Genomic DNA, 15986 nt, shown 5'->3' on the forward strand with positions numbered 1-15986 from the left:
ACGCTAAAATTAGAAGCGGTAGTGCGAGAAAGCCTTGTTGGCTTCAGCCATACGGTGCACGTCTTCACGCTTCTTAACTGCAGCACCTTTACCTTCAGCGGCGTCCAACAGTTCGCCAGCCAAACGCAGAGCCATAGACTTCTCGCCGCGCTTGCGGGCGAAGTCTACCAACCAGCGCATTGCCAGGGCGTTACGACGGGACGGGCGAACTTCGACCGGAACCTGGTAAGTAGCACCGCCTACACGGCGCGACTTCACTTCGACCAGCGGAGCGATGGCGTCGAGAGCTTTCTCGAAGATTTCCAGGGGATCGCTGTTCTTGCGTTCTTTAACCTTTTCCAGCGCGCCATAAACGATACGCTCGGCAACGGCTTTCTTGCCGCTTTCCATAACGTGGTTCATGAACTTGGCCAGGATTTGGCTTCCGTATTTTGGATCGTCAAGCACTTCGCGCTTGGCTGCTACGCGTCTTCTTGGCATGGATAAGCCCTCAAACGGTCTTCAGGTTCGCTCGGAATCGGTGCCCTTACGGGACGCCTCCGACCTTACTCTTATCGACTCAGAAAAATAGAAAATCAGTTTTTACAAAAAGCCACTACTACTTAGGCTTCTTGGTACCGTACTTCGAACGACCCTGGTTACGACCTTTAACGCCGGAAGTATCCAAAGAGCCGCGAACGGTGTGGTAACGAACACCTGGCAAGTCTTTTACACGACCGCCACGGATCAGTACGACGCTGTGCTCTTGCAGGTTGTGGCCTTCACCGCCGATGTACGAGGAAACCTCGAAACCGTTGGTCAGACGCACACGGCATACTTTACGCAGTGCCGAGTTAGGTTTTTTCGGCGTGGTGGTATACACACGGGTGCATACGCCACGACGTTGCGGGCAGTTCTGCAGCGCAGGCACGTCGGATTTCTCGACGATACGCTTACGCGGCTGACGTACCAGCTGGTTGATAGTTGCCATCTACTAGCTCCACTGTTGTCTTGCGACGCTATTGTCTTGCAAGAAAAGCAAAATGGCAGGAACGAATTCCCGCCAAATTTAGGGGTACAAGAGTCTAAAGAGGATCTTGTCCCCAGTCAAGGCAAGGCCCCGACCTCCCCGCTCATCCAACCTCGACAATTTGTCTTGATTCGATGAACGGGACTGCCGGGGCCCCACGCTTATTTACCGCAGAACTCAGTTACCGCTCGAGTTCAGTGCTTCGGTCAGTGCAGCTTCCACTTCACTGGCGCTTACGCGCAACGGTTTGTCAGCTTCACGGCGGCGCTTGCGCTCGCTGTGATAAGCCAGACCGGTACCGGCCGGGATCAGACGACCCACGACTACGTTTTCTTTCAGGCCACGCAGGTAATCGCGCTTGCCGGTTACCGCCGCTTCGGTCAGTACACGTGTGGTTTCCTGGAAGGAAGCCGCCGAGATGAACGATTCGGTGGACAACGACGCCTTGGTGATGCCCAACAGCACGCGAGTGAACTTGGAAACGAATTTCTCGTCGCCAGCCAGACGCTCGTTCTCTACCAGAACGTGAGTCAATTCCATCTGGTCGCCCTTGATGAAACTGGAATCGCCGGATTCAGCGATTTCAACTTTACGCAGCATCTGACGCAGGATGGTCTCGATGTGCTTGTCGTTGATCTTCACGCCTTGCAGACGGTAAACGTCCTGGATCTCGTTCACGATGTACTTGGCCAGCGCACTCACACCCAGCAGACGCAGGATGTCGTGTGGATCGCTCGGACCATCGGAGATAACTTCGCCGCGGTTTACCTGTTCGCCTTCGAAGACGTTCAGGTGACGCCACTTCGGAATCAGCTCTTCGTACGGATCGCTACCGTCGTTCGGGGTAATAACCAGACGGCGCTTGCCTTTGGTCTCTTTACCGAACGCGATGGTGCCGCTGACTTCAGCCAGAATCGAGGCTTCTTTCGGACGACGGGCTTCGAACAAGTCGGCAACACGCGGCAGACCACCGGTGATGTCACGGGTCTTCGAAGTCTCTTGCGGAATACGAGCGATAACATCACCGATCGCGATTTTCGCACCGTCCGCAACACCGACAAGGGCGTTGGCAGGCAGGAAGTACTGAGCAATTACGTCGGTACCCGGCAGCAAGAGATCCTTGCCGTTGTCATCAACCATCTTCACAGCTGGACGGATATCTTTACCGGCAGCTGGACGGTCTTTGGCGTCGAGTACTTCAATGTTGGTCATACCGGTCAATTCGTCAGTCTGACGCTTGATCGTGATGCCTTCTTCCATGCCCACGTAGGTCACGGTACCTTTCATTTCGGTAACGATTGGGTGAGTGTGCGGATCCCACTTGGCCACGATTGCGCCAGCGTCGACCTTGTCACCTTCTTTTACCGAAATCACAGCACCGTACGGCAGCTTGTAACGCTCGCGCTCACGACCGAAGTCGTCAGCGATTGCCAGCTCACCGGAACGGGACACAGCAACCAGGCAACCATCCACTCGCTCAACATGCTTCAGGTTATGCAGACGGACGGTACCGCCATTTTTCACCTGAACGCTGTCGGCTGCGGAGGTCCGGCTTGCCGCACCACCAATGTGGAACGTACGCATGGTCAGCTGGGTACCCGGCTCACCGATGGACTGGGCAGCGATAACGCCGACCGCTTCACCGATATTCACCTGGTGACCACGAGCCAAGTCACGGCCGTAGCACTTGGCGCAAATGCCATAGCGGGTTTCGCAGCTGATCGGCGAACGCACGATCACTTCGTCGATGCTGTTCAGCTCGATGAACTCGACCCACTTCTCGTCTACCAGCGTACCGGCAGGAACGATGATTTCTTCGGAACCTGGCTTGAACACGTCACGGGCAATAACACGACCCAATACGCGCTCACCCAATGGCTCAACAACGTCACCGCCTTCAATGTGCGGAGTCATTACCAGGCCATGCTCGGTGCCGCAATCGATCTCGGTCACAACCAGATCCTGCGCCACGTCTACCAGACGACGAGTCAGGTAACCGGAGTTCGCCGTTTTCAACGCGGTATCCGCCAAACCTTTACGAGCACCGTGAGTAGAGATGAAGTACTGAAGTACGCTCAAACCTTCACGGAAGTTCGCGGTAATCGGCGTTTCGATGATGGAACCGTCCGGCTTGGCCATCAGGCCACGCATACCGGCGAGCTGACGGATCTGCGCAGCAGAACCCCGTGCGCCCGAGTCGGCCATCATGTACATCGAGTTGAAGGATTCCTGGTCGACTTCGACACCATGACGGTCGATGACTTTCTCTTTCGAGAGGTTAGCCATCATCGCCTTGGAAACTTCGTCGTTCGCCTTGGACCAAAGGTCGATCACTTTGTTGTACTTCTCGCCCTGGGTTACCAGGCCGGAGGCGTACTGACTTTCGATCTCTTTCACTTCGTCGGTAGCAGCACCGATGATGCGGGCTTTTTCATCCGGGATAACGAAGTCGTTAACACCGATGGAAACGCCGGAAATAGTCGAATAGGCAAAACCGGTGTACATCAACTGGTCAGCGAAGATCACGGTCTCTTTCAAACCAACCACGCGGTAGCACTGGTTGATCAGCTTGGAGATCGCCTTTTTCTTCATCGGCTGGTTAACGACATCGTACGACAGGCCAGGTGGAACAACCTGGAACAACAGCGCACGGCCGACAGTGGTGTCGACGATACGGGTGTTCTTGACGCTGCCGCCATCACGATCGTTGACGGTTTCGTTGATCCGCACTTTAACCTTGGCGTGCAGTGCGGCTTCGCCGGCACGGAACACACGGTCAACTTCTTGCAGATCCGCGAACACACGACCTTCGCCCTTGGCGTTGATCGCTTCACGAGTCATGTAGTACAGACCCAATACAACGTCCTGCGACGGAACGATGATTGGCTCACCGTTGGCTGGCGACAGGATGTTGTTGGTCGACATCATCAACGCACGCGCTTCCAACTGGGCTTCCAGTGTCAGCGGTACGTGCACGGCCATTTGGTCGCCGTCGAAGTCGGCGTTGTACGCGGCGCAGACCAGCGGGTGCAGCTGAATAGCCTTACCTTCGATCAGTACCGGTTCAAACGCCTGGATACCCAGACGGTGAAGGGTCGGTGCACGGTTGAGGAGAACCGGGTGTTCGCGGATTACTTCAGCGAGAACATCCCAAACCTCTGGCAGCTCACGCTCGACCATCTTCTTGGCAGCTTTGATGGTGGTCGCGAGACCACGCATTTCCAGCTTGCCAAAAATGAACGGCTTGAACAGCTCGAGAGCCATTTTCTTCGGCAGACCGCACTGGTGCAGACGCAGGGTCGGACCTACGGTAATTACCGAACGACCGGAGTAGTCAACACGCTTACCGAGCAAGTTCTGACGGAAACGACCTTGCTTACCCTTGATCATGTCAGCCAGGGATTTCAGAGGACGCTTGTTGGAACCAGTGATAGCGCGGCCACGACGGCCGTTGTCGAGCAGTGCATCGACGGCTTCCTGCAACATACGCTTTTCGTTGCGCACGATGATGTCCGGAGCGGACAGATCGAGCAGACGCTTCAAGCGGTTGTTACGGTTGATCACTCGACGATACAGATCGTTGAGGTCGGAAGTCGCGAAGCGACCGCCATCCAGCGGGACCAGTGGACGCAGATCTGGCGGCAGAACCGGCAGAACGGTCAGCACCATCCACTCTGGAAGGTTGCCGGAACCCTGGAAGGCTTCCATCAACTTAAGACGCTTGGACAGCTTTTTGATTTTGGTTTCGGAGTTGGTTTGCGGAATTTCTTCACGCAGACGGCCAATCTCGTGTTCCAGGTCGATAGCGTGCAGCAGCTCACGGACAGCTTCGGCACCCATGCGGGCATCGAAATCGTCGCCGAACTCTTCCAGCGCTTCGAAGTACTGCTCGTCGTTCAGCAGCTGACCTTTTTCAAGGGTGGTCATGCCTGGATCGATAACGACATAGCTCTCGAAGTAGAGAACGCGTTCGATATCACGCAGGGTCATGTCCATCAGCAAGCCGATACGCGACGGCAGCGATTTCAGGAACCAGATGTGGGCAACCGGCGAAGCCAGTTCGATGTGCGCCATGCGCTCACGACGAACCTTAGCCAGCGCGACTTCAACGCCGCACTTCTCGCAGATCACACCACGGTGCTTCAAGCGCTTGTACTTACCGCACAGGCACTCGTAATCCTTTACCGGGCCAAAGATCTTGGCGCAGAACAGGCCGTCACGCTCAGGTTTGAACGTACGGTAGTTAATGGTTTCCGGCTTTTTAACTTCACCGAACGACCACGAACGGATCATCTCAGGCGATGCCAATCCAATACGGATGGCGTCGAACTCTTCGACTTGACCCTGGTTTTTCAGCAAATTCAGTAGGTCTTTCAAGGCCTTTCCTCCTGGCGGAGCAGAGAGCGGGCAATCCTGCCCCGCTCTCGATTCGCGTCACGTGTTATTCGGTTTCCAGATCGATATCGATGCCGAGGGAACGAATTTCCTTGATCAACACGTTGAAGGACTCGGGCATGCCCGGCTCCATACGGTGATCGCCGTCCACGATGTTTTTGTACATCTTGGTCCGGCCGTTCACATCGTCCGACTTCACTGTGAGCATTTCTTGCAGAGTGTAAGCAGCACCGTATGCTTCCAGTGCCCAGACCTCCATCTCCCCGAAACGCTGACCACCGAACTGCGCCTTACCACCCAGCGGCTGCTGGGTAACCAGGCTGTACGAACCGGTAGAACGAGCGTGCATCTTGTCGTCTACCAAGTGGTTCAGCTTCAGCATGTACATGTAGCCAACAGTAACCGGGCGCTCGAACTTGTTGCCGGTACGGCCGTCGGTCAGCTGCATCTGGCCGCTTTCTGGCAGGTCTGCCAGTTTCAGCATGGCCTTGATTTCGCTTTCTTTGGCACCGTCGAACACTGGAGTGGCCATTGGAACGCCGCCACGCAGGTTCTTCGCCAGATCCAGGATTTCCTGGTCGGAGAAGCTATCCAGATCTTCGTTTCGACCGCCGATCTGGTTGTAGATCTCGTCGAGGAATTTACGAAGTTCAGCGACTTTGCGCTGTTCTTCGATCATCCGGTTGATCTTCTCGCCCAGACCTTTAGCCGCAAGGCCGAGGTGAGTTTCAAGGATCTGACCAACGTTCATACGCGAAGGTACGCCCAACGGGTTGAGGACGACGTCGACCGGGGTGCCATTGGCATCGTGCGGCATGTCTTCAACCGGCATGATCACAGAGACCACACCCTTGTTACCGTGACGACCGGCCATCTTGTCGCCCGGCTGGATGCGGCGACGGATTGCCAGGTAAACCTTGACGATTTTCAGCACGCCTGGAGCCAGGTCATCGCCCTGCTGCAGTTTGCGCTTCTTGTCTTCGAACTTGTCGTCCAGCAGACGGCGGCGATCAACGATGTAGGCCTGAGCCTTCTCGAGTTGCTCGTTCAAAGCATCTTCAGCCATGCGCAGTTTGAACCACTGACCATGCTCAAGACCGTCGAGAACTTCGTCGGTGATGTCCTGACCTTTCTTCAGACCGGCGCCGCCTTCGGCTTTGTGGCCGACCAGAGCGGAACGCAGACGTTCGAAAGTGGCGCCTTCAACGATACGGAACTCTTCGTTCAGATCCTTGCGGATCTCGTCGAGTTGAGTCTTCTCGATCGACAGTGCACGAGCATCACGCTCAACGCCGTCGCGGGTGAAGACCTGTACGTCGATGACCGTACCCTTGGTGCCGGTAGGCACGCGCAGGGAGGTGTCTTTAACGTCGCTGGCTTTTTCACCGAAGATGGCACGCAGCAGTTTTTCTTCCGGCGTCAGTTGGGTCTCGCCTTTCGGAGTGACCTTACCGACCAGAATGTCGCCAGCGCCAACTTCAGCACCTACGTAAACGATGCCGGCTTCGTCCAGCTTGTTCAGCGCAGCTTCACCCACGTTCGGGATGTCTGCAGTGATTTCCTCTGGCCCAAGCTTGGTGTCACGTGCCACACAGGTCAGTTCCTGAATGTGGATCGTGGTAAAGCGATCTTCTTGAACAACTCGTTCCGACAGGCAGATGGAGTCTTCGAAGTTGTAACCGTTCCAGGCCATGAACGCGATGCGCATGTTCTGACCCAGTGCCAGTTCACCCATGTCGGTGGACGGACCGTCAGCCATGATGTCGCTGCGCTGAACCCGATCACCTTTACGCACCAGCGGACGCTGGTTGATGCAGGTGTTCTGGTTGGAGCGGGTGTATTTGGTCAGGTTGTAGATGTCGACACCAGCTTCGCCGGTTTCAACTTCGTCATCAGCAACACGAACCACGATACGGCTGGCGTCGACGGAATCGATAACACCACCACGACGAGCCACGACGCAAACGCCGGAGTCACGCGCTACGTTACGCTCCATGCCGGTACCGACCAGCGGCTTGTCAGCGCGCAGAGTTGGTACAGCTTGACGCTGCATGTTCGAACCCATCAACGCACGGTTGGCGTCATCGTGCTCGAGGAACGGGATCAGCGACGCTGCAACCGAAACTACCTGCTTCGGCGATACGTCCATCAAGGTGACGTCTTCCGGCGCCTTGACGGTGAACTCGTTCAAGTGACGAACAGCAACCAGCTCGTCGATCAGCATTTTCTTGTCGTTCATCGTGGCCGAAGCCTGAGCGATCACGTGATCAGCTTCTTCGATGGCGGACAGGAACACGATCTCGTCGGTGACCAAAGCGTCTTTCACCACACGGTACGGGCTTTCGAGGAAGCCGTACTGGTTGGTGCGCGCATAAGCGGCCAGGGAGTTGATCAGACCGATGTTCGGGCCTTCTGGCGTTTCAATCGGGCATACACGGCCGTAGTGAGTCGGGTGTACGTCACGAACTTCAAAGCCGGCACGCTCACGAGTCAAACCGCCAGGGCCGAGTGCAGACACACGACGCTTGTGGGTGATCTCGGACAGCGGGTTGTTCTGGTCCATGAACTGCGAAAGCTGGCTGGAACCGAAGAACTCTTTCACCGCCGCAGCCACTGGCTTGGCGTTGATCAGGTCTTGTGGCATCAGGCCTTCGCTTTCAGCCATCGACAGACGCTCTTTGACCGCACGCTCAACACGTACCAGGCCAACGCGGAACTGGTTCTCGGCCATTTCGCCTACGCAGCGAACACGACGGTTACCCAGGTGGTCGATGTCATCGACGATGCCTTTACCGTTACGGATGTCGACCAGGGTCTTCAATACCGCGACGATGTCTTCTTTGCACAACACGCCCGAACCTTCGATCTCGGTGCGACCGATACGACGGTTGAACTTCATCCGGCCGACCGCAGACAGGTCATAGCGCTCAGGGCTGAAGAACAGGTTGTTGAACAGGGTTTCGGCTGCGTCCTTGGTTGGCGGCTCGCCTGGACGCATCATGCGATAGATCTCGACCAGCGCTTCCAATTGGTTGCTGGTGGAGTCGATCTTCAGCGTGTCAGAGACGAACGGACCGCAGTCGATATCGTTGGTGTACAGAGTTTCGATGCGAACAACCTGAGCCTTGGCGATTTTTGCCAGGATCTCGGTGTTCAGCTCGGTGTTGCACTCTGCCAGGATTTCGCCGGTTGCCGGATGCACGATGACCTTGGCGGTAGTGCGACCCAGGACGTAGTCCAGAGGCACTTGCAGCTCTTTGATCCCTGCTTTTTCCAGCTGATTGATGTGGCGAGCCGTAATACGACGACCTTGCTCGACAATAACCTTGCCTTTGTCATCCAGGATATCCAGGACAGCAATTTCACCACGCAGGCGCTGAGGCACCAGTTCCAGATTGAGGTTTTCACCCTGTACGTGGAAGACGTTGGTGGTATAGAACGCGTCGAGCACTTCTTCAGTGGTATAGCCCAGCGCGCGCAGCAGTACCGATGCAGGCAGCTTGCGACGACGGTCGATACGAACGAACACGCAGTCTTTCGGGTCGAACTCGAAGTCCAACCACGAACCGCGGTAAGGAATGATGCGCGCGGAGTAAAGCAGTTTGCCGGAGCTGTGCGTCTTGCCACGGTCGTGGTCGAAGAACACGCCCGGGGAACGGTGCAGCTGGGAAACGATTACACGCTCGGTACCGTTGATTACGAAGGTACCGTTCTCAGTCATCAGGGGGATTTCACCCATGTAGACTTCTTGCTCTTTGATGTCCTTGATCGCTTTGTTCGACGATTCTTTGTCGAAAATGATCAGGCGCACTTTTACCCGCAACGGTACGGCGTAAGTTACACCGCGCAATACGCATTCTTTGACATCAAATGCCGGCTCGCCCAGGCGATAACCGACGTACTCCAGCGCAGCATTGCCGGAGTAGCTGATGATCGGGAAAACGGATTTGAAGGCCGCATGCAGGCCCACGTCGCGGAACTGATCTTTAGTCGCTCCCGCTTGCAAGAATTCACGATACGAATCCAGCTGGATGGCCAGGAGGTACGGCACATCCATGACGTCCGGCAACTTGCTAAAGTCCTTGCGGATACGTTTTTTCTCAGTATATGAGTAAGCCATCAGCGTTCCCCAGCTTGGTCACCTGCTTGTTTGGCCCCTCCCGACGGGAGCAGCCAGAAAATCGTGCAAACCCCATGGTTTGCGCCACCGCATCGGGTGGTTACAGCTCGTTACCAGCACCGACCCAGTCGGCTGCCAGTAACGGAAAAAGGCCGGTGGCAAGAGCCACCAGCCATCAGCCTTTCGCTTAACGCTCGGGCTGGAGACGCAAAGTCGATGCTTACTTCAGCTCGACTTTAGCGCCTGCTTCTTCCAGAGTGGCTTTTGCTTTGTCAGCTGCGTCTTTCGAAACAGCTTCCAGAACGATGCCAGGAGCGCCGTCAACTACTGCCTTGGCTTCTTTCAGGCCCAGACCGGTCAGTTCACGTACTGCCTTGATCACGTTAACTTTCTTCTCGCCAGCTTCGGTCAGCATGACGTTGAATTCAGTTTGTTCTTCAACAACAGCGGCAGCAGCAGCTGGACCAGCCGAAGCAGCAGCAGCGGTAACACCGAAGGTTTCTTCCATCGATTTGATCAGCTCAACGATTTCCACTACGGATTTCTGGCCGATTGCTTCGATGATTTGTTCGTTAGTCAGAGACATGACTCAATTCCTGAATTGGGGGACGGCCTACGCGACCATCGAAATAAACAAAAAACGCGAGAAGTTGACGAGCCTTAGGCTGCAGCAGCTTCTTTCTGGTCGCGAATTGCCGCCAGAGTACGAGCCAATTTGCTGGTAGCGCCTTGAATCACGCTCATCAGCTGGGAAATTGCTTCGTCACGGGTCGGCAGAGTTGCCAGTACGTCGATCTGATTAGCTGCGAGGAACTTGCCCTCGAACGCAGCTGCCTTGATCTCGAACTTGTCCTGACCCTTGGCAAACTCTTTGAAGATACGGGCAGCAGCGCCCGGATGTTCGTTCGAGAATGCAATCAGGGTCGGGCCGGTGAACACGTCGTTGAGAACACTGTATTCAGTGTCAGCAACAGCGCGCTTGAGCAGGGTGTTACGTACAACACGTACGTAAACGCCAGCTTCACGAGCCTCTTTACGGAGTCCGGTCATTGCGCCTACTGTTACGCCACGGGCATCAACCACGACAGCGGACAGAGCGACTTTGGCAGCCTCGTTGACTTCAGCGACGATGGCCTTCTTGTCTTCGAGTTTAATTGCCACGGGTTTAACTCCTGCTTGTTACCGTTTCATCTGGCCGGAGCCGGATGTCGTTTTGGTGTCTGATTCGGTAAGGAACCGGGAGCACCATCTGCGTAGGCTTGAGGTTTAAGACTTGCGTCGCCTACGGTCTTGGATAGCCCCCGCCAGGCAGGGACCCCAATCTTTCAATTGGCGCGATCGCTCGCGCCAACCTGTGTCTTACGCGTCGAGCGAGCTTTGGTCGATGACCAGACCTGGACCCATAGTGGTGCTCAGGGTAACGCGCTTAACGTAGATGCCTTTCGAGGAAGCTGGCTTGATACGCTTCAGATCAGCGATCAGGGCTTCAACGTTTTCCTTCAGCTTGACGGCGTCGAAGCCGATCTTGCCAACGGAAGTGTGGATGATGCCGTTTTTGTCGGTGCGATAACGAACCTGACCAGCCTTGGCGTTCTTAACCGCGGTAGCTACGTCTGGAGTTACGGTGCCGACTTTAGGGTTAGGCATCAGACCACGTGGACCGAGGATCTGACCCAACTGGCCTACAACGCGCATTGCATCCGGAGATGCGATAACTACGTCATAGTTTAGGTCGCCGCCTTTCATTTCGGCAGCCAGGTCGTCCATACCTACACGGTCAGCGCCGGCAGCCAGAGCGGCCTCAGCAGCTGGACCCTGGGTGAACACAGCTACGCGAACAGTCTTGCCAGTGCCGTGTGGCAGCACAGTAGCGCTACGAACGACCTGGTCGGATTTACGCGGGTCAACACCCAGGTTCACAGCAACGTCGAACGACTCGCTGAACTTGACAGTCGACAGCTCAGCCAGCAGAGCAGCAGCGTCTACAAAGTTGTAGGACTTGCCTGCTTCGATTTTGCCGGCGATAGCCTTTTGACGCTTGGTCAACTTAGCCATTACACACCCTCCACGTTAAGGCCCATGCTACGAGCAGAACCGGCGATAGTACGCACGGCTGCTTCCATATCAGCTGCAGTCAGATCCGCGTTTTTGGTTTTCGCGATTTCTTCCAGCTGAGCACGAGTCACGGTGCCAACCTTAACGGTGTTCGGACGAGCAGAACCGCTAGTCAGACCAGCCGCCTTCTTCAGCAGAACCGAAGCAGGGGTGGATTTGGTTTCGAAAGTGAAGCTGCGGTCACTGTAAACAGTGATGATCACTGGAGTCGGCAGACCTGGCTCAATACCCTGGGTACGGGCGTTGAAAGCCTTGCAGAATTCCATGATGTTCACGCCGTGCTGACCCAAAGCAGGACCAACAGGTGGGCTTGGGTTAGCCTGAGCGGCCTTCACTTGCAGCTTGATGTAAGCGGTAATCTTCTTGGCCATGAGGCACTCCAATTACGGGTTCGAACGCCTCGAAAGGCTCCCCGGTTACTTGCGCGTTTATCCCAGTGACGACAAAACCCCACAGCCTAGGGCTGCGGGGTTGGGATGCTTGATCAGCTAGACCTTTTCGACCTGGCTGAACTCTAGCTCTACCGGAGTAGAGCGTCCGAAAATGAGCACTGCCACTTGGATCCGGCTCTTTTCGTAGTTAACTTCTTCAACCGTACCGGTAAAGTCGGCAAACGGTCCGTCGTTGACACGTACCGACTCGCCTGGTTCGAACAATGTCTTCGGCTTCGGCTTGTCGCTACCATCAGCAACACGACGCAGAATCGCTTCCGCCTCTTTGTCTGTGATTGGCGCAGGCTTATCAGCAGTACCGCCAATGAAACCCATCACCCGAGGAGTATCCTTGACCAAGTGCCAAGTACCCTCATTCATGTCCATCTGAACCAGCACATAACCTGGGAAGAATTTACGCTCGCTTTTGCGTTTCTGGCCATTACGCATTTCAACCACTTCTTCAGTGGGAACCAGAATTTCGCCAAAGCCATCTTCCATGCCAGCCAGCTTTACGCGCTCTACTAACGAGCGCATGACATGCTTCTCGTAACCGGAGTAAGCATGCACAACGTACCAACGCTTAGCCACGGGACACCCTTAGCCGACAATCAAGGAAACAAGCCAGCCGAGCAGGGAATCAAGCCCCCACAACAGCAACGCCATAACCAGAACAACAGCCACAACAATCAACGTGGTCTGCGTGGTTTCTTGGCGAGTTGGCCATACGACTTTACGAATCTCGGTGCGAGCTTCCTTCACCAGTACAAAGAAAGACTTGCCCTTGACTGTCTGCAGGCCTACAAAGGCAGCTACAGCAGCAATGACAAGCAAAGCGAGCACACGGTACAGGATCGGCGCAGCATGGTAATACTGATTACCAACAACGCCAACAACCACCAAAGCAACTACTACTAGCCACTTGAGCAGATCGAAGCGAGAGCCTTGAGCTTCAGCTTTAGGAGTCATCTATGAAGATCCTGTGAAAAGAAAGCCAGACACACCAAGTGAATCTGGCAGGTCAGGAGGGAATCGAACCCCCAACCTACGGTTTTGGAGACCGTCGCTCTGCCAATTGAGCTACTGACCTAAAACAAAATCAGGCCGACCATTATGCCGGCCCGAAAAAGACTTTACAACAATTTACTCAATGGCCTTTGCACTCCACCAGCACCCGGGACTCAAACCACCCTCAGGCACAACGAAACACAACCAGACCATTAAAACAAAGGCAGATATTTTCATATCTGCCTTGTTATATGGAGCTCTTGAGCGGATTTGAACCGCTGACCTCACCCTTACCAAGGGTGTGCTCTACCAACTGAGCTACAAGAGCGTAACACTATGCAGGATCTGCAAACATGGAGCGGGTAGCGGGAATCGAACCCGCATCATCAGCTTGGAAGGCTGAGGTTCTACCACTAAACTATACCCGCGAGCTTGCAGCTCTCGCTAAAAATGGTGGAGGGGGAAGGATTCGAACCTTCGAAGTCGTAGACGTCAGATTTACAGTCTGATCCCTTTGGCCGCTCGGGAACCCCTCCTAAGCGAGCCGGCATTCTATATCATGCCAGCCTTCTGTCAAGCATTTTCTCATTAAAAACCTGAGGTTAGCTGCATTGACTCTGTTTCGCACTGCTGACCGGTAAAGGTCTTCACTGCGAAGCGGGCGCCATTCTATGCAAACTATTCGGCGGGTGCAACCCCCTCGCATGGCATTATTTTATGTTTTAACTCATTGAATTCTTTAGAAAGGTTTTTTAGCTGCGAATCGTCCAGCCAGCGCCGGCTTTCGGGAGCTACGCGTACCCAGTAACCAGCAGAATCCGAAGAATCCTTCGGCAAGGATTGGAACTTGATATCCATACCAGCCAACCGCCGCTCAACTGCCTGAGAAGCCTCCTGGCGAGCAAAACCACCCAGGTAGAGACAACCATCGTCGGCCTGGTTAGCCTTCCCCTTATCGCGAGCAGCATCAGCCGCCTCGCTCAGCAAGCGGATATCCTGTTGCGCCCCCTTATACAAACTCAATGGCGTGACGTCCTTGGCGCGAAGAGGAGCCTCTTGTTGGTGCCAGATGTAATAGAACGTATTGAGAACGAGCAGCAGCAAAAACAACCAACGCATAAAAACCTCAGGGCAACGGACACGCCATAGCCAAACCTACAAACACAAGATCTGGCACCACCTTGGCCTCGGGCACGATCTCGGAGACCAAGTCCGCATCCCCACCAGTGAGAAATACATCAAACCCTTCCCCCCAGTAATTACGAGCCAACTCCAACTGGGTCAAGACAAACCCCCTCAGCATCAGCAAGCACCCCCGCTCGACTGCCTCGACGGTTGTACGACCCGGGACGAGACTTTCCAGAGCGCGCTCCGCTGCAAGATCCCCATAGCGGATTTTACGGGTATGGGTACGCAACTGATTTCGCATCAATGGCATTCCCGGACAGATGAATCCTCCGAGATGCTCCCCATCCCTGGAGATGAAGTCAGCAGTGACGGCAGTACCAAAATCGAGCACCAGGCATGCGCCCGAAGCCAAATGAAAACCTCCGAGCATTGCCAGCCAACGGTCAAGCCCCAGGCGCTCGAACTCCTCGTAGCCATTCCGGACCCCGGACATTTCACGAGCGGGAGCGGCACACATTACGGATACGCCAAAAGTCTCTTCAAGCAGCGAAATCAATGCTGCAGTCTCTTCAGCCGTTCTTACACTGACCAACCGGCAAAACTTTAGCATCAGCCCCTTGAGGACTTTCAAACTCCCCAGCAACGCAAGATCCGAATCAACAACGCCTTCGCCTACTATCCGCTGAGCATCTGCCTCGAGCACGCGCCACTTAATGAAACTGTTCCCGCAGTCGAGCTCAAGAATCATCACGCAACCTCAGACTGAGCTCACCACCACTAAAAACTTTTTCCACACCACCCACCTTCAAGCGCAGGGCGCCTTGGCTATCGATACCAAGCACTTCGCCATCTATTTGGTTAACACCGGCAATCAACGAAACAGCTCGTCCTTGCCATAGATGATTTTGCTCCCACTCTGCCTGGATAGCTGAAAATCCGTCGACTTGATGACGACTCAAATAAGCCTGGAGCATCTCACCCAACTTCGCGACCAGGTGATTGCGGTCAAACACCCTGCCCGACTCGAGCCGCATAGACGTCCACTGCTGATCAACCTCATCGGTCATCTGCATGTTCACATTAATTCCAACGCCCAGCACGACATGGCACACATCAGCAGGATCCCCCACCAACTCAAGCAATATTCCGGCGATCTTTTTCTGCCCGACCAAAACATCGTTGGGCCACTTCAACCCGACGCCCGAAACACCAAGTTCTCGCAAGGCCTGCATGACGGCGAGCCCAACAACAAGGCTCAAACCTTCCAGCTGACGCATTCCACCTTCAATACGCAGCACCAGGCTGTAATAGATGTTTTCTGCAAACGGACTAACCCATTTCCGCCCACGCCGACCACGACCGGCAGTCTGGCGCTCGGCGAGCACTAGAAATGGCGCTGCCTGCCCTCGCTCTATCACACGCAACGCCTCAGCATTCGTGGAATCAAGCGAATCGGAAACAAAAACAGGCCAATCACATGTGGGCGCCTGCTCTCTTATCTCGACAGGATCAAGCAGAGTCAACGGCACAGCCAATTGATAGCCACGCCCCCGCACCTTATGAATGGACAAGCCCAGTTCAGCCTCCAAATGCTGAAGCTGCTTCCATACGGCACTACGACTGACACCCAAGGCAACGCCCAGGGCCGGGCCTGAATGGAATCGGCCATCTTTAAGAAGCTTTAACAACGTCAGCATTCAAGTCTCGCCTCACAATGAGGTCCGCATGATAGCCATGCCCCGAGCTGTTGCATAGAAACCCCACAGATCAGATTTTCCTG

13 protein-coding genes and 4 tRNA genes are annotated in these 15986 nt (G+C 55.0%); all 17 read right to left on the minus strand.

The window, feature by feature from the left end; genetic code table 11:
- Positions 1–9: 9 nt before the first annotated feature.
- Positions 10–480, minus strand: coding sequence for a 30S ribosomal protein S7 (gene rpsG / locus ACM6IR_RS16505; protein WP_002555493.1), 471 nt, complete (start codon positions 478–480; stop codon positions 10–12).
- Between the two features lie 118 nt (positions 481–598).
- The gene (gene rpsL / locus ACM6IR_RS16510; protein WP_002555494.1) at positions 599–970 is read right to left on the minus strand and encodes a 30S ribosomal protein S12; all 372 of its coding nucleotides are present in this window, start codon (positions 968–970) and stop codon (positions 599–601) included.
- A 216-nt stretch (positions 971–1186) separates the two neighbouring features.
- On the minus strand, positions 1187–5386 hold the full coding sequence (gene rpoC / locus ACM6IR_RS16515; protein WP_414908693.1) for a DNA-directed RNA polymerase subunit beta': 4200 nt from the start codon (positions 5384–5386) through the stop codon (positions 1187–1189).
- Positions 5387–5450: 64 nt separating this feature from the next.
- Positions 5451–9524 (minus strand): DNA-directed RNA polymerase subunit beta, encoded by a 4074-nt coding sequence (gene rpoB / locus ACM6IR_RS16520; protein WP_414908694.1) that lies wholly within the window; start codon positions 9522–9524, stop codon positions 5451–5453.
- A gap of 220 nt (positions 9525–9744) precedes the next feature.
- Positions 9745–10110: a 50S ribosomal protein L7/L12 gene (gene rplL, locus ACM6IR_RS16525; RefSeq protein ID WP_038981298.1), complete on the minus strand. Its 366-nt coding sequence runs from the start codon at positions 10108–10110 to the stop codon at positions 9745–9747.
- Positions 10111–10184: 74 nt separating this feature from the next.
- The gene (rplJ, locus tag ACM6IR_RS16530; protein WP_038981297.1) at positions 10185–10685 is read right to left on the minus strand and encodes a 50S ribosomal protein L10; all 501 of its coding nucleotides are present in this window, start codon (positions 10683–10685) and stop codon (positions 10185–10187) included.
- A 198-nt stretch (positions 10686–10883) separates the two neighbouring features.
- Positions 10884–11579, minus strand: a complete 696-nt coding sequence (gene rplA, locus ACM6IR_RS16535) for a 50S ribosomal protein L1 (RefSeq protein WP_008041297.1) — start codon at positions 11577–11579, stop codon at positions 10884–10886.
- Positions 11579–12010, minus strand: coding sequence for a 50S ribosomal protein L11 (rplK, locus tag ACM6IR_RS16540; RefSeq protein WP_008008888.1), 432 nt, complete (start codon positions 12008–12010; stop codon positions 11579–11581). Before rplK ends, rplA begins: the two co-directional genes overlap by 1 nt.
- 117 nt (positions 12011–12127) lie before the next feature.
- On the minus strand, positions 12128–12661 hold the full coding sequence (gene nusG, locus ACM6IR_RS16545; RefSeq protein WP_007896622.1) for a transcription termination/antitermination protein NusG: 534 nt from the start codon (positions 12659–12661) through the stop codon (positions 12128–12130).
- A 9-nt stretch (positions 12662–12670) separates the two neighbouring features.
- The gene (gene secE, locus ACM6IR_RS16550; protein WP_019693884.1) at positions 12671–13039 is read right to left on the minus strand and encodes a preprotein translocase subunit SecE; all 369 of its coding nucleotides are present in this window, start codon (positions 13037–13039) and stop codon (positions 12671–12673) included.
- Positions 13040–13084: 45 nt separating this feature from the next.
- A tRNA-Trp gene (locus ACM6IR_RS16555) sits at positions 13085–13160 on the minus strand.
- A gap of 170 nt (positions 13161–13330) precedes the next feature.
- Positions 13331–13406: transfer RNA gene (locus ACM6IR_RS16560), tRNA-Thr, on the minus strand.
- A 26-nt stretch (positions 13407–13432) separates the two neighbouring features.
- A tRNA-Gly gene (locus ACM6IR_RS16565) sits at positions 13433–13506 on the minus strand.
- Between the two features lie 23 nt (positions 13507–13529).
- Positions 13530–13614 (minus strand) — tRNA-Tyr (locus ACM6IR_RS16570).
- Between the two features lie 142 nt (positions 13615–13756).
- Entirely contained in the window at positions 13757–14197 is a 441-nt protein-coding gene (locus tag ACM6IR_RS16575) for a hypothetical protein (protein ID WP_414908695.1), read from the minus strand.
- Positions 14198–14204: 7 nt separating this feature from the next.
- Entirely contained in the window at positions 14205–14954 is a 750-nt protein-coding gene (locus tag ACM6IR_RS16580) for a pantothenate kinase (RefSeq protein ID WP_414908696.1), read from the minus strand.
- Positions 14944–15903, minus strand: coding sequence for a bifunctional biotin--[acetyl-CoA-carboxylase] ligase/biotin operon repressor BirA (gene birA / locus ACM6IR_RS16585; protein ID WP_414908697.1), 960 nt, complete (start codon positions 15901–15903; stop codon positions 14944–14946). The genes ACM6IR_RS16580 and birA overlap by 11 nt, the downstream gene beginning before the upstream one ends.
- Between the last annotated feature and the right edge of the window lie 83 nt (positions 15904–15986).

Origin of the sequence: Pseudomonas sp. IT-P253 (assembly GCF_949768125.1) — a bacterium.
Classification (GTDB): domain Bacteria; phylum Pseudomonadota; class Gammaproteobacteria; order Pseudomonadales; family Pseudomonadaceae; genus Aquipseudomonas.